Source organism: Microcoleus sp. PH2017_24_DOB_U_A, assembly GCF_020738205.1.
In the GTDB taxonomy this organism is placed as follows: Bacteria; Cyanobacteriota; Cyanobacteriia; order Cyanobacteriales; family Microcoleaceae; genus Microcoleus.
In genome coordinates, this window is the sequence record NZ_JAEQCT010000060.1 from 1 (window position 1) to 26,921 (window position 26,921).

A 26,921-nucleotide genomic window follows, 5' to 3' on the forward strand; every position below is an offset into this window, starting at 1 on the left:
TCCCAATTCCCAATTCCCAATTCCCAATTCCCAATTCCCAATTCCCAATTCCCAATTCCCAATTCCCAATTCCCAATTCCCAATTCCCAATTACCAATTCCCAATTACCAATTCCCAATTACCAATTACCAATTACCAATGCCCAATGCCCAATGCCCAATGCCCGATGACCAATGCCCAATGCCCAATGCCCTATGACCAATTAGCAAACCAAAATGGAAGTTTACTGCACCCGCCCGGGCTGCCCGCGCCCTCAAAACAATTTTTCCGACCTCGATGACAGTTCCCTGCTGAAAACGGTGCAGCAAAGGTATTGCAAGGCCTGTGGAATGCCCCTAATTTTGAGCGGGCGCTATTTGCCAGTCAGGTTGCTGGGTCAAGGCGGTTTTGGGGCGGCATTTTTGGCCAGAGACCGCTATACTCCGGCGATGCGGCAGTGCGTTGCTAAACTTTTGCAGCCGTCGGCAAATATGACTCCGGCACAGCTAAAAATCGCTCAAACTCTGTTTGAACGGGAAGCGGCGGTGCTGGAAGAACTGGGAAACGAACATTCGCAAATTCCGAGTTTGCTGGCGTTTTTTGAGCTGACTGTTCCGAGTTTGCAGCCTGGGAAAAACGATCAGTTTTTCTATCTGGTTCAAGAATTTATTGACGGTCACAATTTGGAGGAAGAACTTGTTGTTAAAGGCAAGTTTTCGGAAGCGGAAACGATGGAGGTGCTGCGGGAAATTTTGAAGGTTCTCGATTTTGTACACTCGCGCGGTTCGATTCACCGGGATATTAAACCTGCTAATATTATGCGGGCTAAAAGTGGTCGGCTTTATTTATTAGATTTTGGGGCTGTCAAACAGGTGACGCAAACTGCGGGTGCTTCTAAGGCTTCGACTGGTATTTATTCTTTGGGTTATGCTCCGCCCGAACAGATGAACGGACAAGAGGTTTATCCCGCAACGGATTTTTATGCTTTGGCTGTGACTTGCATTACTTTGCTCAGCGGTTTGCAGCCGACGGAATTGTTTGATAGTTATGAAAATGAGTGGAATTGGCGATCGCACGTACAGGTAAGCCCGCGTTTGGCTGAAGTTCTCGATCGAATGTTGTTACCGGCTCCCAGCCAGCGCTATCAATCGGCGATCGAGGTGGAAGCGGCTCTGAAATACAATTCTCAACAGCCTACGATGGTGGTGCAGCCGCCTCCCCAACCCACTCCGACCCCCCAACCAACTCAGCAGCCTCCTGTGCCTCCTGTGGTGGCGACTCCTCCGGGAAACCTGCAATCGGGGCCGCGAAGGGCTTTTTCGATTTGGGATATTTTGGGTGGGGCTGCGTTTACGGGTTTTGAAGGGGGGTTGCTGGCGATCGCCCTGACGAGTTTGCTGCCGAATCCAAGTGTGAGTATCGGATTGTTGGGGATGATTGTCGGGGGGCTAATTTTCGGCCAGTACCGCAGGGCGATCGAGCAAACTGAGATGCTGATTATTAGTGCAGGTACTCTGGCTGTACTGTGGTTTTTCCCGGCTTTGCGCGCTGCTGTTACGATTTATCCAAATTCTCCTTTCACAGGCGTGTTGTTTGTGGGATGGTTGGCTGCTTTAGGGGCGATCGCGGCAACAGCTATTTTTCGCTTAATTTATAAGTTACTTTCTAATATTTTTTAAGCCTCGCGGTACTCCCGCATTCTCGATCGCACTTCTTGCCTTATTGTAAACTTTTATTACAATTTTAACTTTGTAGCTTTAGATACAGAAATATCTAGTATAGTTATAAATAGGAACAAAAAGCAGCCCAAGATCGATCGAGGAAAACGGAGGAACCGGATATGTCTACCGAAAATCAAGCCCGCTCTCTGATGATGCGCCACCACCAAATGGTGAAGAACCGGCAGCAATCCATGCTCAACCGCACCGCCAGCGAAGTCGGAATGGAAAATACTCACTACTGGGGCCACATTCAAGGCAAGCCGCAGCCCAGCCTTCAAGCCAGTTACGATCGCAGCAACGCCACCATGAGCTAAGGCAAAGCTCAATTAATTTCCCCAATTGCCCGCAAACCTATTACCTACATTTGGAGAAAACCAGTGATGTCTACCCAACAACAAGCGCGCAGTCTGATGATGCGCCACCAACACCTCATCAAAAACCGTCAGGAATCTATGCTCAGCCGCGCGGCTGCTGAAGTTGGTTTAGATATTGGTTCTGCGGCGAGTGTCGATCGCAAATAACTCGTTTTTTCAACAGCGAGACAGTTGAATCGAGTCTGTTGTTTGCCAGCTAAAAATTAATAATGACAGTTACAAAACCGTCGCGACTTGTTCTTGAGTTAGATCTCTACAGAATAAGTCGCGATTAGTTTTAGGGAATTGATTTAACACAAATAATGAAATATAATAGACCTCTTGCAAAAATAGTTAGGACGGGCTAGAAGCCCATCCCACAAAAATCTTTTTTCTTGTGGGATGGGCTTCTAGCCCGTCCCAAAATTTTATTGCTCAACTATATTTTCATATCGTTTCCGGTTGCATCGGAATGATTTAACCACAGAGGCCGCAGAGAACACAGAGAGAGAATAGAGAGATTAATAATTCCAATGCTACAGGATTTGAGATCGCGCATCGGGGAAAGAACGATTAAACGACAAAAAAACAACTCATTGATTCGTCATTTGTTGGCAATCTAAAATCTAAAATCTAAAATCTAAAATCTAAAATGATATAATCCCCTCTCAATAGAATAGAACGCTCTAGGGAGGTCATCATGTCGGACTGGAAGGAAATTGGCGGCGGAGTTACAGCACCGAGAGGATATCGAGCATCGGGAATTACAGCGGGTTTGAAGCCTTCTGGCTTGCCGGATTTAAGTTTAATTTTGTCAGAGGTGGACGCGATCGCCGCGGGAGTCTTCACCACATCCACAGTCCGGGCTGCTTGCGTGGACTACTGCCGCCAGCGCTTGCAAGCTAAACCCAGCGCCAAAGCAATTTTGTGCAATGCCGGACAAGCAAATGCTGCTACTGGCGAATTAGGTTTAGCAGATGCCCTCGAAAGCGCGAAATTGTTGGGCGAAGCGCTGAATATTCCTTCAGAATCGATTCTTTTGGCATCCACTGGCGTGATCGGGCAGCGGATTAAAATGGAGCCGCTGAGGGCGGGAATTCCGCGATTGGTTGCTGAGGCCTCGGAAACTGGTTCTGATGCGGCTGCTAAGGCTATTTGTACGACTGATTTAGTGCCGAAAACGATCGCCCTGGAAACCATGTTTGGCGATCGTCCCGTGCGTATCGGCGGCATTTGCAAAGGTTCGGGAATGATTCACCCGAATATGGCAACAATGCTGGCATTTGTAACGTGTGATGCAGCAGTGTCGTCACATTTGTGGCAGGAAATGCTGACTCGGGCGGCAAACAGAAGTTTCAATCAAATTACTGTTGACGGCGATACCAGTACCAACGATTCGCTAATTGCTTTGACTAACGGCCAATCCCGCACGCCTGCGATTACAGAAATGGGGGCGGATGCTGAAAAATTAGAGGCGATGCTAACAGAAGTTTGCGTGCATTTGGCAAAGGCGATCGCCCGTGACGGCGAAGGTGCAACTTGTTTGGTGGAAGTACAAGTTAGTGGCGCCGCCGACGAAGTTTCTGCGAGTAAAATTGCCAAAACAATCGTCGGTTCTTCTTTGGTGAAAGCTGCTATTTTTGGACGCGATCCGAATTGGGGAAGAATTGCGGCGGCGGCGGGGCGCGCGGGCGTTGCTTTTGAACAAGAGAATTTGCGGATTCAATTGGGAGATTTTTTGATGATGGAAAACGGACAGCCGAAGGAGTTCGATAAATCTGCTGCGAGTAATTATATGAAGGCTGCTGCTGCTGGTGAATATCTGAAGGAAGACACGGTTTTAATTCAGGTTGCTGTCGGGAATGGCGGCGGTTTCGCGAAGGCTTGGGGATGCGATTTGAGTTACGACTACGTGAAGATTAATGCGGAGTATACGACTTAAGGGCGATCGTAATTTCAGAAGCCCGGGCGGTTGCAAACTGCGCCTGCACAGCCCGGGCGGTTGAAATCGCGGCGACACAGCCCGGGCGGTTGAAAGAGACTGATTCCTCTAATTCTCAATCAAACCATCGGCAAACTCAGCACAAATCCAGGCAACACATCTTCGCCGGACAAACTAACCGGAAACTGTACAATTTCCACCTCACGATTAGCGCGATAAATTTCCACTTGTTCGTCTTGAGGATTAATCAACCAACCCAAACGCAAACCGCTATTGATATATTCCTGCATTTTCTCCTGAAGTGGCTTTAGCGGGTCTGTACGCGATCGCAATTCTATGACAAAATCAGGACAAATCGGCGGAAACTTCTCCCTTTGTTCATCAGTTAAAGCCGACCATCTTTCCAAGCTAACCCAAGCCGCATCAGGAGATCTGTCTCCATTATTAGGCAAGCGAAAAATAGTTGAAGAACTAAACACTATCCCTAGCTGAGTTCGTTGATTCCACATCCAGACTAAGCCAATTAAATTGGCTTCTCGATTGCCGCTGACTCCGCCTACTGGTGACATAATAATGATTTCCCCTTTCGTTGTCCGTTCAAATTGCCAATCTCGATTCATCTGGCATAAACGGTAAAACTGTTCGTCTGTTAACTCGACACTATCTAAGTTTAAAGTAACGGTTGTCATTTTATTACCTCTCTTCTCTTCTCTTCTTCTCTCTTCAGTCCGCGCAGGCGGACTTTGTTTGATAAGAAGCGATTTCAATCGCCGATTGCTGCGCCGATTCCTCTAAAATCGCCGCTAATCTATTTTAGCGCCATTTCTTGCCTATCATTATCAGGACGATCGCACCTGCTACAATTCCCAAACCCATACTCAACCCAAAAACTACATTCACATTTATCGGATTTGTGGGGCTGGCAGGACTCCTAATTTGACTAGCATAAACGCTGGCGGCTACCCCGCTGGTGCCAATTCCCACACCAACAGCCCCAATCGTAACATTCAAAGTGCGATCGCTCTTAGCCCTCTCAATCTCAATAATCCCCTCAATCGTCTGAATCGCATTTTCCAACAACCTCAAACCCGCACTCAAACTCCGATTATCCGCCGCCACTTGCCAAACATACTTCTCCTTAGCAAAATCGCTGAAACTGGCCATAAACTTGAAAGCTTCAGCATCACTTCCCATATCCTCACCGATAGTTTCCAACCGTCTTTTATAATTTTTAAGATTAGTTTTGATTGTATTTTCTTGCTCTTCCAATCTGCTAATATAATTAGCATAAACCGAGAAGATTGTCAAGGAATCAACCAAACTTTGCTGCAATTCTTTCAAGTCAACTTTCGGCGCATTCACCTGTTGCGGTAATTGCTGAACAATGTCTTGAATCGTCCGCGAAGCATCTTTCAAATCAGCCTTAAGTTGGCGGCTTTGAGTGTAAGCCCAAATCACCTTATTGCGGAAGGCAAACAATCGCATTAGATGCACATAAATTTTAGCGACAGTCTTGCTAATATCGGCAATTGATTGACCATTATTGTAAGGAAACAAGCAAATTAAGACATGATAATTTTGACCAATATTGCCCCTATCTCCCGGTGGTAGCCACAATTCGTAAAAATCAGCACCTTTAAATTGCCCTGTGGCTTTTAAGTCTCTCTCCCATTTAGCATTCGGGAATAGATTGAGTTTACTATAACAATTTTTAGCAGTTGCTAAAGCATCTTGGTCATTAGCAGTCAATTGTCCCCAAACCAGCCAACTTTGACCAATTGTCGCAGGTGGATTGACACGGGAAATTACTTGTTGTTTCAGCCATTCTAAACAGTCAATTTCTTTCGGTTTAAATGTGTTTTCCTTGTCGGATTCGATTTTCCCAGACAAGTCAAATTGTGCCGCATAAGTATCGCCGATTTTCACGGGATAAGCATAGCCATCGAGGGGAGACTCAAATGCTGCTAATTTTTTGTCGCCCAGTAACTCAATATACTCAGCAGTTTCTGTTTCAGCTTGCTTGAGTTTTGCTAATTGTGGCGCAGAGATTTTGTCGCCATAAATCTTTTGCCAAAACTGTGCGCGATTTTGGCTAATCTTGTCCTCATTTTGCCCGATACCGTCTGCTAAATCGTAGACAAACAAATCGACAGTCGGGTAGATTAGCCAATTTTCCTTACTCATGGACAAAACCATCTGGGCTTAACAATAAGATTGTATCTCGACTTGCTTGCACAGAGTCCCCAGCTTGCAAAATCTTTCTGAGAAATCCTCCAAACCCGCGAGGCTCAATTTTTTCCTCGATTTTCTTGATAATTTCTGGCAAATTTGTCAAATCGCTGATGTCGCTAGCGCTGTTATCTGTTTCAATATTAGTAGTGTTGTTATTTTCAAATTCAGCATCCGGTAAAACATCTAATCCTTTGCTGCGTTCGTTGCTATGATTCACTAACCAAGTGTCAGCTTCTTCATAGGCGGCTAGCAGAGGTAGATGCAATTCGGCAAGTCTTGCAATATCGATAATCGTGAAAGCTTCACCGATTTTATTGCACTCGGATTGGACGGCTGCGGGCAAAGGTTCAGTCTGTTGGACTAGGGCGATAATAAAAGCTTTGAAAATCTCGTTTTGCGTGTCTTTCATAATCCAGTGATGGTGAAAGCAGCCCAGTAGTAGGGATGCTGATAGGGTTGATCTAATTCCATTGTAGCTAATGCTTGGCGATTCGTGTTAAAGAATCGGCTTAGCATAAATTCAACTTCAGAAGGTTCGGGGCTGTTTGCGGAAATCTTGTCAATTTCCCCTTGATACCAGGCGGCTAAATCCTCGCGGGTAGATTCTCGCAGCCATTTTTGAGCATTTGCTAAAGCCACGGGTAGAGAATCGCCGGCTTCTCGCCACCGTTGGTAAAAATAAATCATTAATAACGTACTGGCACCAGATTCTATGGGCCACAGGGTACTGACGACACAGCCAACTCCCGCGCGCATAAAACCGCTAGTCAATCCTACATATTCGGCGAGAATTGTTTGTTTGTCAGTCAATGCGGTTTCGCAGGCGGGAAGGCAGATTAATTCGTAGTTACTGAGGTTAAGTTGGATAATTTCTCTGACTGTTAATCGGTGGTTGCCACTTAGGTATAAAGTTGATTCTAAGGGATGATCAAAATTATAGCTGCCGTGGCCTGTGAAGTGAAAAATATTGTGTGGTTGTTGCAATAATGTTTCGACTTCATCGAGGGTGGCTGCGTCTTCTTCGAGTCGGGTGTAATTGTCGAACATTCGGCAAATAATTTCCGATTCGATTTCGGCGGCGGGGAGAGGGGCGAGTCTTTTTTGTTGGCCGTTTTTATCGGTAATTACGCTGTGGGGATTTTCGATACTGAGGATGGAGATGGAGGGCGGGCACGGGGGCACCGCCCCTACGGATTCGGGCGGGCAGGGCATAGAGGGCGGGCACGGGGGCACCGCCCCTACGGATGGATTATTTTGTTGTAGGGGCAATCCCCCCGTGGTTGCCCATTTCGGGGTAAACCGATGTTGCAAACTAATCCCAACGGCGGCGCTAGGCAAATAACTCACCACAAAATCCCGACTAAACAAAGCATGAATCGGAAAGCGGTGCAAGTCCCGGTGCGGAATCAAAATCAACTCCGTAATTCCCTCTAATTGCTGTTCAATCACATCAATTTTCAATATTTCCTTGAGTCGTGCAAATTTACTTGCCATTTCCGCACGCCAAGGATGATTTACTTGACTGGTTTTCTCCTTAGATTGATAATCGGTGTATTGTTGATTCCACTCCTTCACCCATTTTTCAAATTCATCGGGAAAATCGCTGAAACAGGTTTCTGGAGACAACAAGCCATCGGATTTAATGATGAATGTTGTCAGGGATGCGTCGCTGAGATGCCAGTAAATGGCGGCTGTTGTGGGATTGAGGAGTTGCTGAATTTGTGCGTGAGTGACTGTCTCTTCTGTTTTGTAATCGGGAATTGGCAAGGCATCCAGCAGCCAAGATAGGCAGACATTTTTATCGGTTTCTGCTGTGGCTAAGGCTTGGGCAAATTGCCCGGATTGGATGAATATATTTACGGTTAACTGTTCAAAGCTAACTAATTTGTCGGTGAGTTGCTGTTGGGTGATTTGGGAATAGTTTTGCTGTTTCAGCAAGCGGTGCAATAAATCCGTTGCATCTCGCTGTAATTTATTGGCTTCGTCAGTTTGTTTTAGGCTAACTAAGGTTTTGATTAAATTCTGTAATACTTGTAGATGCAGTTGCAGGAAAGTATCTTTGGTTAGAGTTTTGAGTGCTTCTTGGTAGCTGGTGGTGGCTTTATTCCAATAGGTGTTGGGAGAATTGAGTTTTCCTCGACTATAATGAGCATCTCCTAGTGCTTGATGCAGTTCTCCATATCCTTCGGGATGGGTCTTTTGTCGGCAATATTCTAAGCCTGCTTTTAATGTTAATATTTGTCCTTCGTAGCCGCGCTGTTTCAGGTTGTGAGTTATGAGAGTTCTGGTAACAGGTGGAGATTTAGGGAATTTTGCTTGTAAGATTTCATAAACTAGCAGCCTATGTTTAGGTGCATATTTGACTGCTATACTCCGGTTAATCCAGGATGAGTCATCATCTGGTTTGATTTCTAAGGCTTTGTCGAAGGAGGCGATCCCCTCTTCATATCTGTTTAAATAATAGCAAAGTATCATACCTCTGCTGTTCCAGGCTCGGTCATAATCTGGTTTGAATTCTAAGGCTTTGTCGTAGGAGGCGATCGCCTCTTCAAGCCTGCCTAAATTACGCAGTGCGATGCCCCGATTGTACCAGGCTCCGTCATCATCTGGTTTGAATTTTAAGGCTTTGTCGTAGGAGGCGATCGCTTCTTCTAGTCTGCCTAAATCACTCAGTATAATGCCCCTATCGTACCAGGCAACGTGAAAATCTGGTTTGATTTCTAAGGCTTTGTCGTAGGAGGCGATCGCATCTTCAAGCAAGCCTAAATTACGCAGTGCGATGCCCCGATTGTACCAAGCAACGTGAAAGTCTAGTTTGAATTCTAAGGCTTTGTCGTAGGAGGCGATCGCATCTTCAAGCAAGCCTAAATTATCCAGTGCACCGCCCCGATTGTACCAGGCTTGGTGAAAATCTTGTTTGAATTCTAAAGCTTTGTCGTAGGAGGCGATCGCTTCTTCCAAGAAGCCTAAATTATGCAGTGCACTGCCCCGATTGTTCCAGGCTGCGTCATCATCTGGTTTGATTTTTAAGGCTTTGTCGTAGGAGGCGATCGCATCTTCAAGCAAGCCTAAATCATTCAGTGTACGGCCCCGATTGCTCCAGGCTGCGTCATCATCTGGTTTGATTTCTAAGGCTTTGTCGTAGGAGGCGATCGCATCTTCAAGCAAGCCTAAATTACGCAGTGCAATGCCCCGATTGTACCAAGCAACGTGAAAGTCTAGTTTGAATTCTAAGGCTTTGTCGTAGGAGGCGGTCGCATCTTCAAGCCTGCCTAATTTACCCAGTGCATTGCCCCGAGTACCCCAGGCAAAGTGATAGTCTGATTTAATTTGTAAGGCTTTATCGCAGGAGGTGATCGCATCTTCTAGCCTGCCTAAATCATACAGTACAACGCCCCGATTGTACCAAGAAATATGATAATCTGGTTTGAATTCTAAAGCCCTGTCGTAGGAAGCGATTGCATCTTCAAGCCTGCCTAAATCACCCAGTGTACCGCCCCGATGGTGCCAGGCTTTGTGAAAATCTGGTTTTAATTCTAAGGCTTTGTCGTAGGAGGCGATCGCCTCTTCAAGCCTGCCTAATTTATCCAGTGTAAGGCCCCGATTGTACCAGGTTGTGTCATCATCAGGTTTGATTTCTAAGGCTTTGTCGTAGGAGGCGATCGCATCTTCAGGCCTGCCTAAATTACCCAGTGCAATGCCCCGACCGTTCCAGGCTTTGTAATAATCTGGTTTGATTTCTAAGGCTTTGTCGTAAGACTTCAGCGCCCCTTCAAAATCCCCTTTCATATATTGCTCATTACCTAGCTTTGTCCAAGCCTCAGCCTCTCCATCAACATCCTCACCCCCCTCACCCGAAACTAGCGGAAACCCAACCAAAATCTCCCTACCAACATTCCCCGCCACCTCTCCCAATTCCCCACCCGCAACTCCACCCAACAACTCCAACCTGCGCGCCAATTCCTGAAGCGATACCACCGCATCCGCAGACGCTGTACTCCCCTGCGCGCCCTCCAACAATCGATCGCCAAACCCCCGCAACCAAGCCGCCAAATCACCATTTTTAATTTGTTTTGCGATTAAGAATCCCGCAACATCGCCTCTTCCCCAGCCCTGATTCACCCCTTCGAGAAGTTCCATCAACTTCGCCTCGTATTCCGCATCAGTCAAAGTTGGCCCAGGTTGAGGTGGTGTCGGTTCAATCTTGGGATTGGTGCGGAATAGCCGCTGAATTAATTGTTTGAGGAATCGCCAGATTTTATCTAACATTGGTGAGATGGTGAGGCGGTTTGTTTTTGTTATTGTATAGCCTTTCTCAAAAAGATGAGGTATGACTGGTAGCTTATATAACCATTTCAACTAAGAGGGCTGAAGCCCAACAACGTACCTCTAAGAGGGCTTAAGCCCAACAACGTACCTCTAAGAGGGCTTAAGCCCAACAACGTACCTCTAAGAGGGCTTAAGCCCAACAACGTACCTCTAAGAGGGCTTAAGCCCAATAACGTACCTCTAAGAGGGCTTAAGCCCAACAACGTACCTCTAAGAGGGCTTAAGCCCAACAACGTACCTCTAAGAGGGCTTAAGCCCAACAACATACCTCTAAGAGGGCTTAAAGCCCAACAACGTACCTCTAAGAGGGCTGAAGCCCAACAACGTACCTTATGTTTCTGATAACCGCTATAGTAAGAATTTTGGGGAGCGGCGCTCTCTCAATTCATTTATTAGTCGCCCCAGGCCGAATTCGATTCGCCGGGAATCTCAATCGCCCGCAATTTCAAGCACTATTTTACCCGTTACTGAACCTGTTTCTAACAACTCATGCGCTGCTTGAGCTTGTTCTAGCGGGAAAGTTTGGCTGACGTGAATTTTGAGCAAATTACGATCGCACAAACGAGCACACTGCTGCAAAATCTTTGCCTGCTGTTGCTGTTCCTCCACCAAATTTTGCAGCATCGGAGTTAACATTAACTCCAGACTAATCCGCAGATTCCGCATTCTCGCTGTTTTCAAATTGCCCAAAGCCGGATCTGGTTCCAAAATTGTTACCAAATCTCCGTAAATCTTCACAGCCGGAATAGTTTGGTAAAAAGTTTCTCCCCCGACTGTATCAAAAGCCAAATCAACTCCTTGGCCCTCAGTCCAAGCCAAAACCCGATCGACAACATCCGTATTTTTGTATAAAATAACTGAATCTGCACCTAACTGCCGTACAAACTCGGCTTTTGCTTCGGAACTAACAGTAGTGCAAACCTCAGCACCCTGCAACGAAGCCAACTGTACCGCGACGTGGCCGACACCGCCTGCACCTGCTAGAATGAGCACTTTCTGACCGGCTTGCAAGCGCCCTCGATCGTACAGCGACTCCCATGCTGTAATTAGAACTAAGGGTGCAGCCGCCGCCTCAACAAAACTTAAAGCAGCAGGCTTGATGGCGAGAAAACGTTCGTCTACAACGGCAAACTCAGCGTAAGTACCGATCGACCCGCCTAAACCCCCGTGGCAGAAAAAAACCTCGTCTCCGACTTGGACACTCTGCACCTCAGCACCGATAGCTTCTACCACTCCAGCACCGTCGCACCCCAAAACGTGAGGAGTTTTCTCGGGGTAAAATGTGCCGCGCGATCGCAACTTAGTATCTATCGGATTGATCCCCGCCGCCCGCAACCGCACCAAAACTTCAGTTTCTGTTTGTATAGTAGGGGCTGAGATATCTTGCAGTTTCAATACGGATGGGCTTCCGGGAGTTTCAAAAACGATCGCTTTCATAGCAGGGTATTAACTCTATTTTCGCCTTCACCTCCAATCCTACCTTGTATTCGTTACTCATCCGTGACGATACTTAGTTATTTTTAATAATATAGACTGCCTTTAATTCAACTGACAATTGACAGTTGACTTGGGACAGCTACCTCTATCTCGAAGTCCGAGGATTGGAGTGATGAATAATCTGATTTTAATTTCTCCCGATCGGGATTCCGGCTTTAAACCAATTCTTTCTGCTAACTACTATAATTGTCGAGCGGTGCTAATCGATGTTCGAGCTAGATTTATTTTTTTACTTTGAGATTCTTGCATACCTTCTGGGATTATCGGCGACTTTAGTCTTCGCGATCGCGATTTATCTCAAGTGGCACCGAAGGCATCCCAGTCTGCCAACTGCCGAAGAGCAACCGCAGTTGGCAGAATTACAGCCAGATTTATCTGCGAGATTGAAAATTAGGAAAAACTTGTTGATTTTCCCCAACTCAAATCTGTTGGCGATCGCTGACAGCTTCTTGGGTAAACTGTTAGGTATTGGCTACAATCTATTCTTAGCCCAGCAACAACGCCCAACTGTGAATTCTTCGCCTCTTGTAGGGCCTTCCACCAGCAAAACCGTTAGTCTGAGCATCGAGGGTTCGATCGACCAAAATGCCGATAGCCCTCCTAACGACAACCCTCCCAAAGCCACCACTTCCCCGCAATTAGAGGAAGACTTGCTAGGTGACATCCTGGCAGGTACTAATTCGCCCGGGGGGACACAATTCTTTGATACCTTAGTTCCCCACTTAGCCTCAGCACTAGGAGTTCGCAGCGCCATTGCTGCCAAATCGATTAAATCGATCGAACGCGCCGATCTAACTCCCGATAAATTACAAGTTATCAGTTTTTGGAGCGACGGACAGCCACAGCCAAACTTTGAGTGCAACACTGCCAATACTCCCGAAGCGCTGGTGTTTGAGCAGGGAATGTACTCCTGTCCAGACCGCCTCATGGAAACCTTTCCTGAAGACCGCAGACCGATCGTTACAGGTTCGCGCAGCTTCCTGGGAATCTTGCTGAAAAACTCCTACGGCGAACCTTTGGGCATTATTTGTATTTTCCACGATCGCCCCCTACTAGAATCACATCTTGCCAAATTTCAGCTAATTATTAGCATCTTTGCCGGACGGGCGGCTGCCGAATTGGAGCGGCAGCGCCTAGAAGCAGCACTCTGCACCGTAGAAGCGAAATACTGCGCGCTTGTAGAACAAATGCCGGCTGTCACCTACATTTCTCCCCTCAACCGCAGCGCTGCCAAACTTTACATCAGCCCGCAAATTGAGACTTTTCTGGGTTATTCTGTAGCTGAATGGAAGGCAGACCCAGATCTGTGGCTGAAACTCGTTCACCCAGAAGACCGCGATCGCGTGTTAGTTGAAAACGCTACACAGAAATTTACCGAGGGAGAAGATATCTTTAGCGACGGGCCGCTGGTGTCAGAATACCGCGCGATCGCCCGCAACGGTAAAATTGTCTGGTTCCGCGATCGAGCGATCGCAGTTCGCGATCGAGCCAGCAACTCCGTCATCCTTCAAGGCGCAATGTTTGATATCACAGAGACTAAAGTAGCTGCCAGCGCCCTGCTAGAAAGCGAATACCGCTATTACACTTTAGCTAAAATACTGCCAGTCGGGATTTTCCGCGCCGACGCTGCGGGAGATTGTTTGTATGTCAACGAGCGATTTTTGGAGATGGCGGGACTGACTGCGCCAAAGGCATTGGGCGAAGGTTGGGCCCAAAGTTTGCATCCCGAAGACCGCGATCGCATTTTGAGCCAGTGGTATCGCGCTGTCAAAGATAAATTGCCTTGTAAGTTAGAGTACCGCTTTTGCAACGGCGACCTCACAACCTGGGTATTTTGGCAAGCAGTGCCGGAAATTGACAACAATGGAGCAGTTCTGGGCTATCTCGGCACGCTGACAGATATCAGCGATCGCAAGCAGGCAGAATTCGCGCTGCAACAAGCCGAAGAAAAATACCGCAGCATCTTTGAAAACGCGATCGAGGGAATTTTTCAAACGAGTGCTGACGGACGCTATATCAGTGCCAATCCGGCTTTAGCCAGAATTTACGGCTACGAGTCGGCAACCCAACTGATCGCAAACATCCACGATATCGAGCACCAACTCTACCTCGATCCCAACCGCCGCGTCGAGTTCTTGGGTGCGATCGAAAAACACGGTTCTGTGTCTGAGTTCGAGTCCCAAGTTTACCGCGCTGACGGAACTACTATCTGGGTTTCCGAAAACGGCCGGGCTGTTCGCGACGCTGGTGGCAATTTGCTTTACTACGAAGGTACTGTCGAAGATATCACTCTGCGGAAAATAGCTGAAGAGAAGTTAGTACACGATGCTTTGCACGATACGCTGACGGGTTTGCCCAACCGAGCTTTATTTATGGATCGTTTGGGACACGCGATCGAGCTTTCAAAACGCCGTCCCGAGGTTTTGTTTGCGGTGCTGTTTATCGATCTAGACCGCTTTAAGGTGGTTAATGACAGTTTGGGGCATTTAGTGGGCGATCGCTTGCTGATCGCGATCGCCCAGCGCCTGGAAATCTGTTTGCGGGCTGGAGATACCGTTGCCCGTCTCGGTGGCGACGAATTCGCTATTTTGCTGGAAAATATCAAAAACACCGATGATGCGATCCACATTGCCGAACGAGTGCAAGCGGAACTGGCACAGCCTTTTTACCTCAACGAATATCAAGTTTTTAGCAGTGCTAGCATTGGCATTGTTTGTTCCGGTTTGCCACAGGATCCCAACAATTTTTCCGAATTTTCTAGTCCAGGAAATCTCGTCCATGTCGATCGGGAAACTGCTTTGTCTTGCCTATCTCCCGACTCTCCTGTTCCCGTCCCATTCCGAATATTGTACGATCGACCAGAAGAACTGCTGCGAGATGCAGATGCTGCCATGTATCACGCAAAGGGATTGGGCAAAGCTCGCCACGAAGTTTTCGACTTAAGTATGCACACTCGCGCCGTCGCCCTTTTGCAACTGGAAAACGAATTGCGGCGCGCTCTAGACTCCCAGGAATTTCAGCTTTACTACCAGCCCATCGTCTCTCTAACTAGCGGTAGAATCAGCGGTTTTGAAGCGCTGCTGCGATGGTATCACCCCCAGCGCGGTTTAGTAGCTCCCGGTGAGTTTATTTTAGTAGCAGAAGAAACTAGATTGATTGTACCTATTGGTTGGTGGATGATGCGATCGGCTTGCTGTCAGATCCACGAGTGGCACGAAAAATTCCCCGCAAATCCGCCGTTGACAGTCAGCGTCAACCTTTCTAACGAACAATTTAAACAGCCGGATTTAATCGATCGCATTCGTGAGATTTTACAAGAAACTCACCTTGACCCCCGCACTTTAAAGTTAGAAATTACCGAAGGCGTGATCGTGGACAATGCCGAATCAGCCGCCGCTATCCTCTCCCAATTGAAAAATTTAGAAATTGAATTATATATTGACGATTTTGGCACAGGCTATTCTTCTTTGAGCCGCCTGCACACTTTTCCCACTGATGCCTTAAAGATCGATCGAGCTTTTGTGAGCCGCATGACTGAAGATGAAGGAAACGAAGCTATTGTACAGACTATTTTGATCTTAGCCAGTCATTTAGGCATGGATGCGATCGCTGAAGGAATAGAAACCATCGAACAGCTTAACTTGCTCAGAGCGCTGCAATGCGAATACGGACAGGGATACTTTTTCTCAAAGCCTGTAGACACCATCACAGCCACAGGTTTGATCGAAAGTCAACCCAAATGGTAATCGCGAATTGGGAATTGGGAATCGGGAATTGGGAATCGGGAATTGGGAATTAGAAGTTAAAACATTCTTCCTTCTTCCTGAATTTCCCCCCTTGGGGGGCATCTGACGGGTGTAGGTTTTTGGGTAAAAGCCTTATCCCATAAGAGTTTGAAATTTTAAGAGGCAAAAGCCCAAAACCTTTGCACTGTCTAGATTTGCTGGGTTTTGCCAGGGGAAAACCTACACCTGTCAGGGGGGCATGGGGGTTGACTTTTTCCTTCTTCCTTCTTCCTTCTTCCTTCTTCCTTCTTCCTTCTTCTTTAAACTTTCGCTTCCAAAGACTTGAGAAACTCCGTATTTACGCCCGACTCCCGAGTCATAGCAATTTTTCCAGTACGAGCAATTTCCTTAATCCCAAATCTATTTAGAACCTGGACGATCGCCACCATCTTACCCGGATCTCCGACAACTTCCAAAGTCAGCGTATCATCACCAATATCCACCACTCGCGCTCTAAAAATCTGAGCTAACTCAATGATCTCCGATCGCGTCCCGCTAGCAGCATTAACTTTCAGCAACATCAACTCCCGTTCCACACACGGAATTTCCGTTATATCCTGAACTTTAAGCACATTAATCAACTTGTACAGTTGCTTGGTCAACTGCTCGATAATCTGGTCATCTCCCGGTACAACCATCGTAATCCGAGACACTCCCACTTGCTCTGCTGGGCCAACTGCCAGACTTTCAATATTAAAACCCCGACGGGCAAATAAACCAGCAATTCGAGTGAGGACACCCGCTTCATCTTCAACTAAAACCGAAAGAGTGTGTTTCATTTCTCCAAAAAAGACGCATTTTGTGCAATTCTACTGTCGCCCATTCGCCTTTTAGCAGAAGTGCACGCCCATTGAACCTGCCTTAGACATTTTATCCCGAGTTATTGGCCCTTCATGTCCGAGAAAAAAGCTCTTGATAAATTTCGCTTTTACCGCAGTCTCGATCCCCCTAAATCCCCCTTAACAAGGGGGACTTTGATAGCACTCCTGTCCCCCCCTTCTTAAGGGGGGTTAGGGGGGATCGGCTCGATCTCAACCTTAAACCCGCCCCAACCCGGTGCTGACGGCACCCGATCCAAGTTTTTTGTGTACGAACGTACACAATTACTCGATGGCAGAAAAAACTTTTCAAGTCTGGTGGCTGGCGAAAACTGCAATTTTGACACCAATTGGTGACAAAACTGCGAAGTACCAAGCCACCATAACTTACATAAAAACCCGGTGTTGCAGCGATGGCATTTGGCGGCGGACTTGTTCTAGCCGATCGGGATTAATCTCTGCGATCGCCACACCCGGTTCCTCTCCGGCATCCGCCAAAACCGCACCCCAAGGGTCTACAATCATCGCGTGACCGTGAGTTTGACGGCGGCCGTAGTGGTGTCCAGTCTGCGCTGGGGCGATCGTATAACAAGTATTCTCGATCGCCCTCGCTTGCAACAAAACCTTCCAATGATCCTTGCCAGTGTAAGCAGTAAACGCCGCCGGCACGAACAAAACATCAGCACCCTTGTGCGACAAATGCCTGTAAACTTCCGGGAACCGCACGTCATAGCACACCGAAAGTCCCAGCGTCCCCAACTCCGGCGACACATAAACCGGCGGCAAATCTTCACCAGCTTTCACCGTGTTTGATTCCCTGTAAGTAATCCCGTCTGGCACATTCACATCAAACAAATGTACTTTTTTGTACCTTGCCACTTCGCTACCGTTTGGGTCTACTAGCAAGCAAGTATTGTATACCTTCCCCCCATCCGTCGGCACGGGAAATCCGCCGCCCAGAATCGTCACCTGGAACCGCTGGGCCATGGTTTTGAGGAATTTTTCGCTTTGGAGTCCGATCGCCTCTGCTTGAGCAATCTTCTCCTCCTCTTCTCCCATAAACGAGAAATTTTCTGGTAAGGAAACTAACTCCGCACCCCGACGCACTGCCAGGTCGATTAATTCCTCTGCCTGCACCAAATTTTTTTGCAGGTCAGGCAAGCTAGTCATTTGAATTGCTGCGGCGAGATAAGACTTCATCGATTCACAATATTAGTCATTAGTCAGTTGTCAGTTGTCAGTTGTTAGTTGTTAGTTGTTATTGGTTCTTGGTTCTTGGTTCTTGGTTCTTAGTAGCTATGCCCCATGCCCCATGCCCCATACCCTATGCCCCATGCCCCATGCCCCATGCCCTATGCCCACTTCATGTTACTGAGAAAGTCTATAGAGTTTGAGAGTTTTGATGTTTGAGCTTTAAATTAACCTTTAACTCATCACTCAAAACTCAAAACTCTCAACTTTTTTGCCCTAATTTTTGAGACCTAATTCCGGTCAAATCTTAAGGCATCGGATGGAAAAGCAAGTCAGGGAAAAAGCGGTTAAATTCAATCAAACCCGCAGCTTGAATAGAGAACCAAAGTGCTGCCAATACTGGTGCGCTTGAAAGAAACTTGAGAAAATATTGCATGAATTCTGCTCCTGAAAATTCGAGACAGTTGGTAATTGCCGATCGCTCGGTAAGACGCTAATTGCTAACTTGCAGTTAATCGATTAACTGTTAGCTATTAGCCTTGGCTCCATTTCCCTATTTTAGCGGGGGGAAACAGTAATTTCGTCGTCCTTGGCAAACATTTCACCAGTGGTGATTTCTTTGAGTGCTGCCAGAGGCCACAAAAAGCCAGTCAGCATACAGGAGATTGCCACAGGAACGTCGATAATAATCTCTTTTTCCTCTGGAGTTGCAGATTTTTTGGCAATTTGCAGATAAGCGCGGCCTACCCAACCAATCCAACCAGCAATATACAAGAACAGCACGCTAGGAATCAAAAAGTCGCCAGCCTTGTCCAAGCTGCCGTCTACGATTAAGTGCGGGTATCCTTCCGGGCCGCACATAGCTTGAGAATACATCTCGAATCTTGCCTTGGCAGATGCCGGATCGCCATTGGTAGAACGTGCATTTTTAGCCAGTTCCTTGAATTCGGGAGAGTCCTTGCACGGCACTAAATTGTAAGCCGAAGCAACTGGAACAAAACTGATCCACAGACTAACCACTAAAATTGCAGCAAACAATCGTCGCATGAAATTGTTTCCTTTTGTTACAAAACAATAAGTTTTTGTACAAGCATTTCAACTTGCCGATCGCGAATCCAGATTACCGCACTTGCTGAGGGTGTAAAGTCTCCATCATAGAGGCGGCAAAGCCCAAAAGAATGAGGGATTCGGGTTTCATAGGTCAGTGCGAGAGCTTAGTAATACCGCTAGGATATTCCACAGCTTGCATTATAATTCGATCGCCTCCGACCCACTCCAACGGCTGGCAAATATCCGCAAGCAATAACCTGAGAACAGATCGAGCCGGGGGACTTGCGCCGAATTCGTTAAGCTAGCAATAGCTAACCTATCAAATAAAATTACCAGTTAATGGCAACCATTTTCGCGATCGAAACAAGTTGTGACGAAACAGCAGCAGCAATTGTTAAGAATCGTCAAGTTTGCAGCAATGTTGTAGCATCACAAATTAAAATCCACGAGCAGTACGGTGGGGTAGTCCCGGAAGTGGCTTCGCGGAGTCACCTAGAAATGCTAAATCAGGTAATTGCCCAGTGTCTGAGTGAAGCCAACCTGAGTTGGTCAGAAATTGACGGCATTGCAGCGACTTGTGCCCCCGGTTTAGTAGGTGCATTGTTAGTCGGGCTGACAGCGGCGAAAAGCTTGGCAATAGTCCACCAAAAACCTTTTTTAGGCGTCCACCACCTCGAAGGGCACATCTACGCTTCTTACCTAATCGAACCAGACTTGCAGCCGCCGTTTTTGTGCTTGTTAGTTTCCGGGGGACACACCAGTTTAATTTATGTTAAAGATTGCGGCGTTTACGAAACAGTCGGACAAACGCGCGACGATGCGGCGGGCGAAGCTTTTGATAAAGTCGCCAGACTGTTGCAGCTAGGATATCCCGGCGGGCCGCTGATGGACAAATTGGCCGCCCTGGGAAATCCCCAAGCATACCCCCTACCTGAAGGCAGAATTTCCCTACCTGGTGGCGGATATCATCCCTACGACAGCAGTTTTAGCGGGTTGAAAACAGCAGTTTTGCAATTAGTGCAGAAACTCAAAAAACTAGATATTAATGCCGGTGGCGAAGGCGTCTTGGCTGCCTCTACAATTAATGATATTGCGGCGAGTTTTCAAGAAACAGTAGCGAAGGGTTTAACCAAAAGGTCGATCGACTGTGCGCTAAATTTCGGACTCACTACCATAGTAGTCGGCGGCGGAGTCGCAGCCAACAGCGGACTCCGAAAACATTTACAAGCAGCCGCAGTTAAGCACAACTTGCGAGTATTGTTTCCCCCATTAAAATATTGCACGGACAACGCAGCAATGATCGGCTGTGCGGCGGCAGAACACTTTCAGCGAGGACACACATCACCGCTAACATTGGGAGCCAATTCGCGGATGGCTGTTAGCGATATCATGGAACTGTACAATCTGAATGTTGATGCTTAGATCCGACGTACAGTTGAAACCGCGTCTGTACAAAGGAAGTATTTGTAGGGTGTGTCGCCCTCAAAAATGCCTAAAAGTCGATCGCAAATCTTGTAGCGACGAACCTTATACCATATTTGATGCAACAAACTCGAAAATTTATGGTAGCAAAATTTTTTATAAATTAGAACTCTTGCAAAAGTCAAATTTACCCCCCTTAGTCCCCCCTTATCAAGGGGGGAAACAAGAATAATCTTACCCCCTCCCCTGATTCAAGGGGAGGGTTGGGGCGGAGTGCTTTGTATTTTTGCAAGAGATAAATTGTACCAAGTGCGTCGCCATAAGATTGTCGATATTTGTTTGGGAATGTTTGAGGGCGACACACCCTACGACTCTCAACTGTCAACTGTCAACTCTTTCTTAAATCATGAAAATCCGCGACGCAGTAGAAAGCGATTTATCCGCAATTGTCCAAATATACAATGCAGCAATACCGGGGAGAATGGCCACAGCAGATTTAAAACCAGTCTCAGTCGAAAGCCGCCTCGCATGGTACAGAGAACACTCGCCCTATTCTTTGCCGATTTGGGTAATGGAATCAGAAAAAAAAATCGTCGGCTGGCTGAGTTTTCAGCTTTTCTACGGACGCGCCGCCTATCAGCATACCGCAGAAATTAGCATCTACGTCGCGCCCGATCGCCAAAGCTGCGGAATTGGACAAAAATTATTGCAATCGGCAATTGCGCGGAGTCCAGAATTGAGACTTAAAACCCTGATGGCAATAATTTTTGCTCACAATCAGCCGAGTCTAACGTTGTTCCAGAAATTTGGGTTTCAGCAGTGGGGATATATGCCGCAAGTCGCCGAACTTGATGGCGTTGAAAGAGATGTGATAATTCTGGGTTTGCGTTGTTTGTAGGGACTGATATCAATTCCGGCTGCGCCGTCAGGTGACAAGCGAGGAGACGGCAGTGCCGTCTCCCTACAATTGATCGCGGTAGGGACACGGCACTGCCGTCTCCTCCGTCTCCATTGATCTGAATGTTTGCTCAATCTGCTAAAATTGTAATTTCATCCAAAGATGCGATCGCCACATCAGCCTTTTCCAAATGACTAACCTGGGCATTCCCCCAACAAATCCCGATGCAGCCAGCCGCGCCAGCATCTTTCCCCATCTGAATATCACCCGCCGAATCTCCCACCATCAAAGTTTCTGCGGGATTTACTCCCAGTCTTTCACAAGCTAACAAAAATAGTTTCGGATCGGGTTTATTCAGATGTACAGAATCTACACCCATTTCTAACTGAATATATTCGCTTAATTGGTGAGCTTTCACAAGTTTTTCTACCGCTTTTGTTGTCGCAGCCGAAAGAATTCCTAGTTTCAAGCCAGCTTCAGACAGAGATTTTAATACTTCCAAACTGCCAACAAACAAAGGAGAAGGTGGACTACTTTTTAACATTTGGTCGGCTTCATCAAAAGCGCGTTGAGCAATAGTTAAAGATTCTATCCATCCTCTGCCAGTTTCCGCGATATATCCTGCCGCCACAATTTCGTTTTCCCGGCGGCTACCGACTGCTAGCAAGCCCGTGGGGTCGATTTTACCAACTTCGATGCCGAAAGCCATTTGTAATGGCTCTCCAACGCCTGGGATTTGAGCATCTACGAGGCGCGATCGTTTCAGCCCTAAATGTCTCAAAAATTCTTGAGAATCCTCTAGAGTACCATCTTTGTCAAAGATTACGGCTTGAATATTAGAGAAGCTAATGCCTCGACATTTAATAGTTACCAAGAATCAAAACTCCTTAATTTTTGTATTTTATTGTATTGTCTCATATTGTGCTATTTTTGGCAATTGTTTTTAGATCGGACGTACGGTTGCAACCGCGTCTATATCAACGATGTCTGAGATTAGACGGCGGTTGAAACCGCGTCTACACAAACGATGTCCGCCTCCGCGGACTGAAGAAAACAAGGTAATTTTAACCGGCATTCTTCAACCCGCACTAGAAGGGTTTTGTTTGTATAGACGCGGTTTCAACCGCCGACTCTTATGTCCAAGATTATTTAAGATATTCCCGCTAGCTCCGCAATGATTAATGCGAGTTGAACAGGCTTCACAGGCTTAGCAATATGCTTGTTGAAACCTGCATCGATCGCCTTTTGCCGTTCTCCATCGCTAGCATAAGCAGTAAGCGCAATGGCTGGAATATTTCCACCAGCTTCGGCATCAAGAGATCGCACTTGTTCCATCAAAGAATATCCATCTTCTTCTGGCATTCCAATATCAGATATCAGCACGTCATATTTGTCAAGGTTTTCCTTCAAAGCCGCGATCGCCTCTTTTGCAGATCCCACCGTCAGCACCTCGGCGCCGTAGTCTTCTAGCACAAATTTCAATAACTCACGGGTATCGGCATCATCATCTACGCTTAAGATTTGCAAGCCTTCAAGGCAGCGGTTACTATCTTTCAATGTGTTTAGGGGTAGTGTAAATACAGTTGGCTGCAAATTACTAGGTTGTATTGATTCTTGGGCTATTAAAACTAGCGGCAACCTCAAAATTATCGTAGTTCCTTGTCCTTCACCCGGACTATCCGCCCGCACTGTTCCCCCATGCAACTCTACTAGATGACGCACGATCGACAAACCTAATCCTAGCCCTTGATTAGCCTTGGTAGTGCTGGAATCTCCTTGATGGAAACGATCGAATATATACGGCAAAAATTCTGCCAGAATGCCTTTTCCGGTGTCGCTGACTCGAATTTGAGCATGACTGTCGATCGCCTCTAAGACAATTTCCACTCGTCCACCCGATGGGGTAAACTTAATCGAGTTAGATAGCAGATTCCATAGGACTTGTTGCAACCTGTCAGCATCGCCTAAAACCGTCGCAGAACTCAACTGAGCAACCATTTGGATGTTTTTGGCATCCGCTGATAATTGAACCCCGTCGATCGCATTTTGCGCCACCACCACCAGATCGATCGGACTAATATCGAGATGAAGCTTACCGCTCGTAATCCGGGAAATATCCAGAATATCTTCAATTAACTGATTTTGGGCGATCGCACTCCGCTCAATCACCTCTAGGGCGCGACTAGCCGTTGCTTCATTCAGCTTGCCAGAGCGCAGCAATTTTGCCCATCCCAGGATCGGAGTTAGGGGGTTACGGAGTTCGTGGGAGAGATTTGCCAGAAATTCATCTTTAGCACGGTTGCTGGTTTCTGCTTGTTGACGGGCTGACTTCTCCTGCATCAATAGCTGCGATCGCTCTATCTCAAACTGTCTGCGATCGGTGATATCCTCGATCGACAACAAAATCATTAAACCTTGGTCTTCGCGTTGCAGTTTACAAGCATTCAGCAGCATAGTTTTCTGCCCAATCTGCTCAAATACGTGATCTAACTCAAAGTTTTGAAGCTGAACATCACTCACCAGAATATCTTCCAAGATCGATCGCAGTTTCGGGATATTCCATTGCCCATTTCCCAATTCAAACAGCGAAAATTCCGCTGTTTCTGGGGATGAAACCTGAAATGTTTCATAGAAACATCGATTGGCAGTGTTCACTTGTAAATTAGCATCCAGCACGACTAAAGGTATTTGAACAGTTTCGACGATCGTTTCAGCATAATTTCGGGCCAACTCTAAGGTTTTGGCACTACGTTTCAGAGCATCAATATCGATCCAAACCATTACCACACCGTCAATCAGGTTTTCCGTCGTGCGATAAGGACGAATGCGGAGGTTGTACCAATATCCCGCTAGAGTTTGGACTTCTTGTTCTTTCGTCTGGAGAGTATCAATCACCTCCAAAATCATTGCTTCCAAATTAGGAACATCAAGAGAGGAACGAATATCGCTAAAAGGTCGTCCAATATCTGTAGTAATCAGATTAAAAAGTTGCTTTGCCATTGGCGTAAAGCGTCGAATCTGTAAATCATTTGTCAGGATTAAAATCGGGATATTGATACTACCAAGCAAATTTATTAAGTCATTATTGACCTGGTGTTGTTCAATATTTCGACTGCGAAGTTCCTCATTAGTGGTGATCAGTTCCTCGTTGGTAGCTTGAATCTCTTCTTTGGCAGTTTCTAGTTCCTCGTTGGTGCTTTGCAACTCCTCGTTGCTCGATAGGATTTCTTCGTTGGCAACTTTGATATCTTGGTTGAGATTTTCCTGCTCATGAATTACCGCTTGCAGATGCGCTTGAGCCGCAAGTTTTTCTTCGTTAGCGGTGACAAGCGTCTGCCTCAGCCGCACAATCTCAGCCTCTAAATCACCAGGCTCCAAACTCTCAGAATTGACGTTATTGAGGTTAATCGCAGTGGGTAAAGCTTCTTCAAATAGAATCAACAAGTAGCGTGATTCGACTGTCGCAGGCTGGAACGGAATCACCTCAAGATTGACGAGACTCGATCGATCGCCCGTTTCCACCCCGATCCCTTCTTTTCTGACAATTACGTTCTGCATCAGTGCCTGATAAATTGCAGTGCGAAGCTCGATCAGCAAGCCTTTCCTTGCCATTGTCAGCAAGTTTAAGCTGGGAATCCCTGGTGTCAGTCTCAAGTAAGCATTGGTGTCTCCCCGCACTTGCAGAATGTTCATCTGTTCGTTGACAACCACACCTGCTGGGGCATAGCGATTCAAAATCAGTTGGTCTGTGTATCGCTGTAAGTCAAATGAATCTGGATCGTTTTCATTCATTTGCTCAGATTCATCTACTTTAGCGACGGGATAAGAACTCGTCGAAAACGAAAATATCGGACTATTTTCAGTCAATTTTTTAGCATAAATTTTGCACTTTGTGTGTACTGAATCAAATAATGATGAGAATTTTCCGATACTCTCAGAAGTGCCTAATAGGAGAAAGCCAGTCGGGTTAAGACTGTAATGAAAAATCGGAATCACTCGTTTTTGCAACGGCTCTGCTAAGTAAATCAGCACATTGCGACAGCTAATTAGATCGAGATTGGAAAAAGGCGGGTCGCTGCCTAAGTTTTGTCTGGCAAATATACACAGTTCGCGGACTGTTTTGTTGATTTTATAGCCTCCTCCTTCCACCAGAAAGAAGCGAGCCCGGCGCTCTGCTGAAACGTCGATCATTTGGTTTTCTAAGTAGAAGCCAGACCTTGCTTTGCTAATCGCCGCTTCGCTAATATCTGTGGCAAAAATCTGGATCTGTGGTAGGGGAGCTCGATCGCTCAAAAACTCTAACAAACAAATCGCGATCGAGTAAACTTCTTCTCCCGTGGAACATCCCGCCACCCAAATCCGGATGGGAATTTCTGCCGATTTATTTTGGGTAATCGTGGGAAAAACCAGCTCTTTTAACTGTTCAAAGGCTTCTGGATCGCGAAAAAAACTGGTGACGTGGATCAGGATTTCTTGATACAGAGCATGGACTTCAGCCGGATAGTCTCGCAGATATTGGGCGTAATCTGCCAATCGTTCCAGCTTGTATAACAGCATCCGTCGCTGGATGCGTCGATCGACCGTAGCGACTTTATAGTGGGTAAAATCAACGCCTGTGGTCGATCGCAACAGTCCCAAAATAGTTGCCCGGACATCACTTTGTTCGGGTGATACTGCAACCGCGATCGTCGATATCGGGCAAGAAATCCAGGGATTGCCACTGAGATTTGCCAATTCCTGAGCAATTTGTTGAGGGGGCAGAACGAAGTCTACATCACCTGTGGCAACTGCGGTATTCGGCATACTATCGAATTTTGCCGAGGCTTCGCATTGAGCAAATGTCAAGCCACCGGCTGCTTTGATTGCCTTGATTCCCAGCGAACCGTCTCCGTCTCCCCCGGATAATATTATGGCGATCGCCTTGTGTCCGCGATCGACAGCCAAGGACACCAGAAACGCATCTCCCGGCATATATTTTCCATAAACTTTCTCGCGGGGTGTAAGTTTCAGCACCCCTTCCACGAGAGTCATCTTAGTGTTAGGCGGAATTATATATACTTGATTTGGCTCTACAGTCGTGCCGTCTTCCACCTGACTAACAGGCATTTCTGTCTTTGTGGCGAGGATTTCGCTTAACAGGCTTTTGTAATTGGGATCGAGGTGCTGAATTAGCACAAATGCCATGCCCGTATCGGCAGGTAAGTGGCCCAGAAACTCTGTGAATGCTTCTAGCCCTCCGGCTGAGGCGACAATCCCAACGATGGGAAACGGGGCTTCTACTGTGTTTTGCTCTGCCTCGTCGATCGCCGATGGTGCGATCGATTCGGGTATATTTGTCTCGGAGGTGCTCATAGAAATCTCCTGAAAAACCCCGTATTTGTCAATCAGGGCTGTTTAATTTTCTGTAGGGGCGGTGCCCCCGTGCCCGCCCTATTCCTGTAGGGGCGGTGCCCCCGTGCCCGCCCCATCCCTGAAACACCTACAAAATAGTGGATGAGGAGAGGAGGGTAGGCACGCACCGTCCACTACCCCTACAAATTTTCTCAATCTCTTTGTTAACAGAAGATCGATTGACTCATATTCTTTCTTTGTAAAAATTTACTTAAAAAAAAAGAGGGTATACCCTCCTTAATTAATAACATTGACATACTCCCCGTCGTAAACGAGCGGGGATTCTTGACACTTCATCGGATGATGCAACGCC

Annotated in this window: 18 protein-coding genes; 7 read left to right on the forward strand and 11 right to left on the reverse strand. The window is 46.8% G+C overall.

Annotation, left to right across the window (positions count from 1 at the left end):
• The first annotated feature begins 215 nt into the window (after window positions 1-215).
• From JGK07_RS17730 to argJ, 4 genes are all read left to right on the forward strand, one after another.
• Complete coding sequence (locus JGK07_RS17730) at window positions 216-1,658, forward strand: serine/threonine-protein kinase (RefSeq protein WP_293183212.1); 1,443 nt, start codon at window positions 216-218, stop codon at window positions 1,656-1,658.
• A 161-nt stretch (window positions 1,659-1,819) separates the two neighbouring features.
• On the forward strand, window positions 1,820-2,014 hold the full coding sequence (locus JGK07_RS17735) for a hypothetical protein (protein WP_293183210.1): 195 nt from the start codon (window positions 1,820-1,822) through the stop codon (window positions 2,012-2,014).
• A gap of 66 nt (window positions 2,015-2,080) precedes the next feature.
• Window positions 2,081-2,221: a hypothetical protein gene (locus JGK07_RS17740; protein ID WP_293192263.1), complete on the forward strand. Its 141-nt coding sequence runs from the start codon at window positions 2,081-2,083 to the stop codon at window positions 2,219-2,221.
• Window positions 2,222-2,753: 532 nt separating this feature from the next.
• On the forward strand, window positions 2,754-3,995 hold the full coding sequence (gene argJ / locus JGK07_RS17745) for a bifunctional ornithine acetyltransferase/N-acetylglutamate synthase (RefSeq protein ID WP_293192225.1): 1,242 nt from the start codon (window positions 2,754-2,756) through the stop codon (window positions 3,993-3,995).
• 119 nt (window positions 3,996-4,114) lie between these two features.
• On the opposite strand, the gene JGK07_RS17750 is transcribed toward argJ, so the two are convergent.
• From JGK07_RS17750 to JGK07_RS17770, 5 genes are all read right to left on the reverse strand, one after another.
• A complete protein-coding gene (locus JGK07_RS17750; protein ID WP_293183206.1) occupies window positions 4,115-4,684 on the reverse strand; it encodes a Uma2 family endonuclease in 570 nt (189 codons plus the stop codon).
• A gap of 124 nt (window positions 4,685-4,808) precedes the next feature.
• Window positions 4,809-6,179, reverse strand: a complete 1,371-nt coding sequence (locus JGK07_RS17755; protein ID WP_293183204.1) for a hypothetical protein — start codon at window positions 6,177-6,179, stop codon at window positions 4,809-4,811.
• Window positions 6,172-6,636, reverse strand: a complete 465-nt coding sequence (locus JGK07_RS17760; RefSeq protein WP_293183202.1) for a hypothetical protein — start codon at window positions 6,634-6,636, stop codon at window positions 6,172-6,174. Before JGK07_RS17760 ends, JGK07_RS17755 begins: the two co-directional genes overlap by 8 nt.
• Window positions 6,633-10,496: a tetratricopeptide repeat protein gene (locus JGK07_RS17765; RefSeq protein ID WP_293183200.1), complete on the reverse strand. Its 3,864-nt coding sequence runs from the start codon at window positions 10,494-10,496 to the stop codon at window positions 6,633-6,635. Before JGK07_RS17765 ends, JGK07_RS17760 begins: the two co-directional genes overlap by 4 nt.
• Before the next feature lie 489 nt (window positions 10,497-10,985).
• Window positions 10,986-11,993 carry a zinc-dependent alcohol dehydrogenase family protein gene (locus JGK07_RS17770; RefSeq protein ID WP_293183198.1) on the reverse strand — a complete coding sequence of 336 codons (1,008 nt, stop codon included), beginning with the start codon at window positions 11,991-11,993 and terminating at the stop codon, window positions 10,986-10,988.
• Between the two features lie 266 nt (window positions 11,994-12,259).
• Here JGK07_RS17770 and JGK07_RS17775 point away from each other — a divergent pair, with 266 nt between their 5' ends.
• The gene (locus JGK07_RS17775) at window positions 12,260-15,799 is read left to right on the forward strand and encodes a GGDEF domain-containing phosphodiesterase (protein ID WP_293205701.1); all 3,540 of its coding nucleotides are present in this window, start codon (window positions 12,260-12,262) and stop codon (window positions 15,797-15,799) included.
• Between the two features lie 299 nt (window positions 15,800-16,098).
• Here the strand turns inward: JGK07_RS17775 and ilvN are convergent, their stop codons facing one another.
• The 4 genes from ilvN to JGK07_RS17795 form a co-directional block, all read right to left on the reverse strand.
• Window positions 16,099-16,617 carry an acetolactate synthase small subunit gene (gene ilvN / locus JGK07_RS17780; RefSeq protein ID WP_293128958.1) on the reverse strand — a complete coding sequence of 173 codons (519 nt, stop codon included), beginning with the start codon at window positions 16,615-16,617 and terminating at the stop codon, window positions 16,099-16,101.
• Window positions 16,618-17,043: 426 nt separating this feature from the next.
• Window positions 17,044-17,856, reverse strand: a complete 813-nt coding sequence (locus JGK07_RS17785) for a carbon-nitrogen hydrolase family protein (protein ID WP_293183194.1) — start codon at window positions 17,854-17,856, stop codon at window positions 17,044-17,046.
• Window positions 17,857-18,154: 298 nt separating this feature from the next.
• The gene (gene psaJ, locus JGK07_RS17790) at window positions 18,155-18,283 is read right to left on the reverse strand and encodes a photosystem I reaction center subunit IX (RefSeq protein WP_293183192.1); all 129 of its coding nucleotides are present in this window, start codon (window positions 18,281-18,283) and stop codon (window positions 18,155-18,157) included.
• A gap of 122 nt (window positions 18,284-18,405) precedes the next feature.
• Window positions 18,406-18,894, reverse strand: a complete 489-nt coding sequence (locus tag JGK07_RS17795; protein WP_293183190.1) for a Photosystem I reaction center subunit III — start codon at window positions 18,892-18,894, stop codon at window positions 18,406-18,408.
• Between the two features lie 342 nt (window positions 18,895-19,236).
• Between JGK07_RS17795 and tsaD the strand changes: the two genes are divergently transcribed.
• On the forward strand, window positions 19,237-20,319 hold the full coding sequence (gene tsaD / locus JGK07_RS17800; protein ID WP_293205699.1) for a tRNA (adenosine(37)-N6)-threonylcarbamoyltransferase complex transferase subunit TsaD: 1,083 nt from the start codon (window positions 19,237-19,239) through the stop codon (window positions 20,317-20,319).
• A gap of 406 nt (window positions 20,320-20,725) precedes the next feature.
• Window positions 20,726-21,217, forward strand: a complete 492-nt coding sequence (locus JGK07_RS17805; protein WP_293183186.1) for a GNAT family N-acetyltransferase — start codon at window positions 20,726-20,728, stop codon at window positions 21,215-21,217.
• 130 nt (window positions 21,218-21,347) lie between these two features.
• Here JGK07_RS17805 and JGK07_RS17810 read toward each other — a convergent pair whose 3' ends face one another.
• Window positions 21,348-22,091 (reverse strand): HAD family hydrolase, encoded by a 744-nt coding sequence (locus JGK07_RS17810; protein ID WP_293183184.1) that lies wholly within the window; start codon window positions 22,089-22,091, stop codon window positions 21,348-21,350.
• 275 nt (window positions 22,092-22,366) lie between these two features.
• Entirely contained in the window at window positions 22,367-26,569 is a 4,203-nt protein-coding gene (locus tag JGK07_RS17815; protein WP_293205697.1) for a chemotaxis protein CheB, read from the reverse strand.
• Window positions 26,570-26,921: the final 352 nt, after the last annotated feature.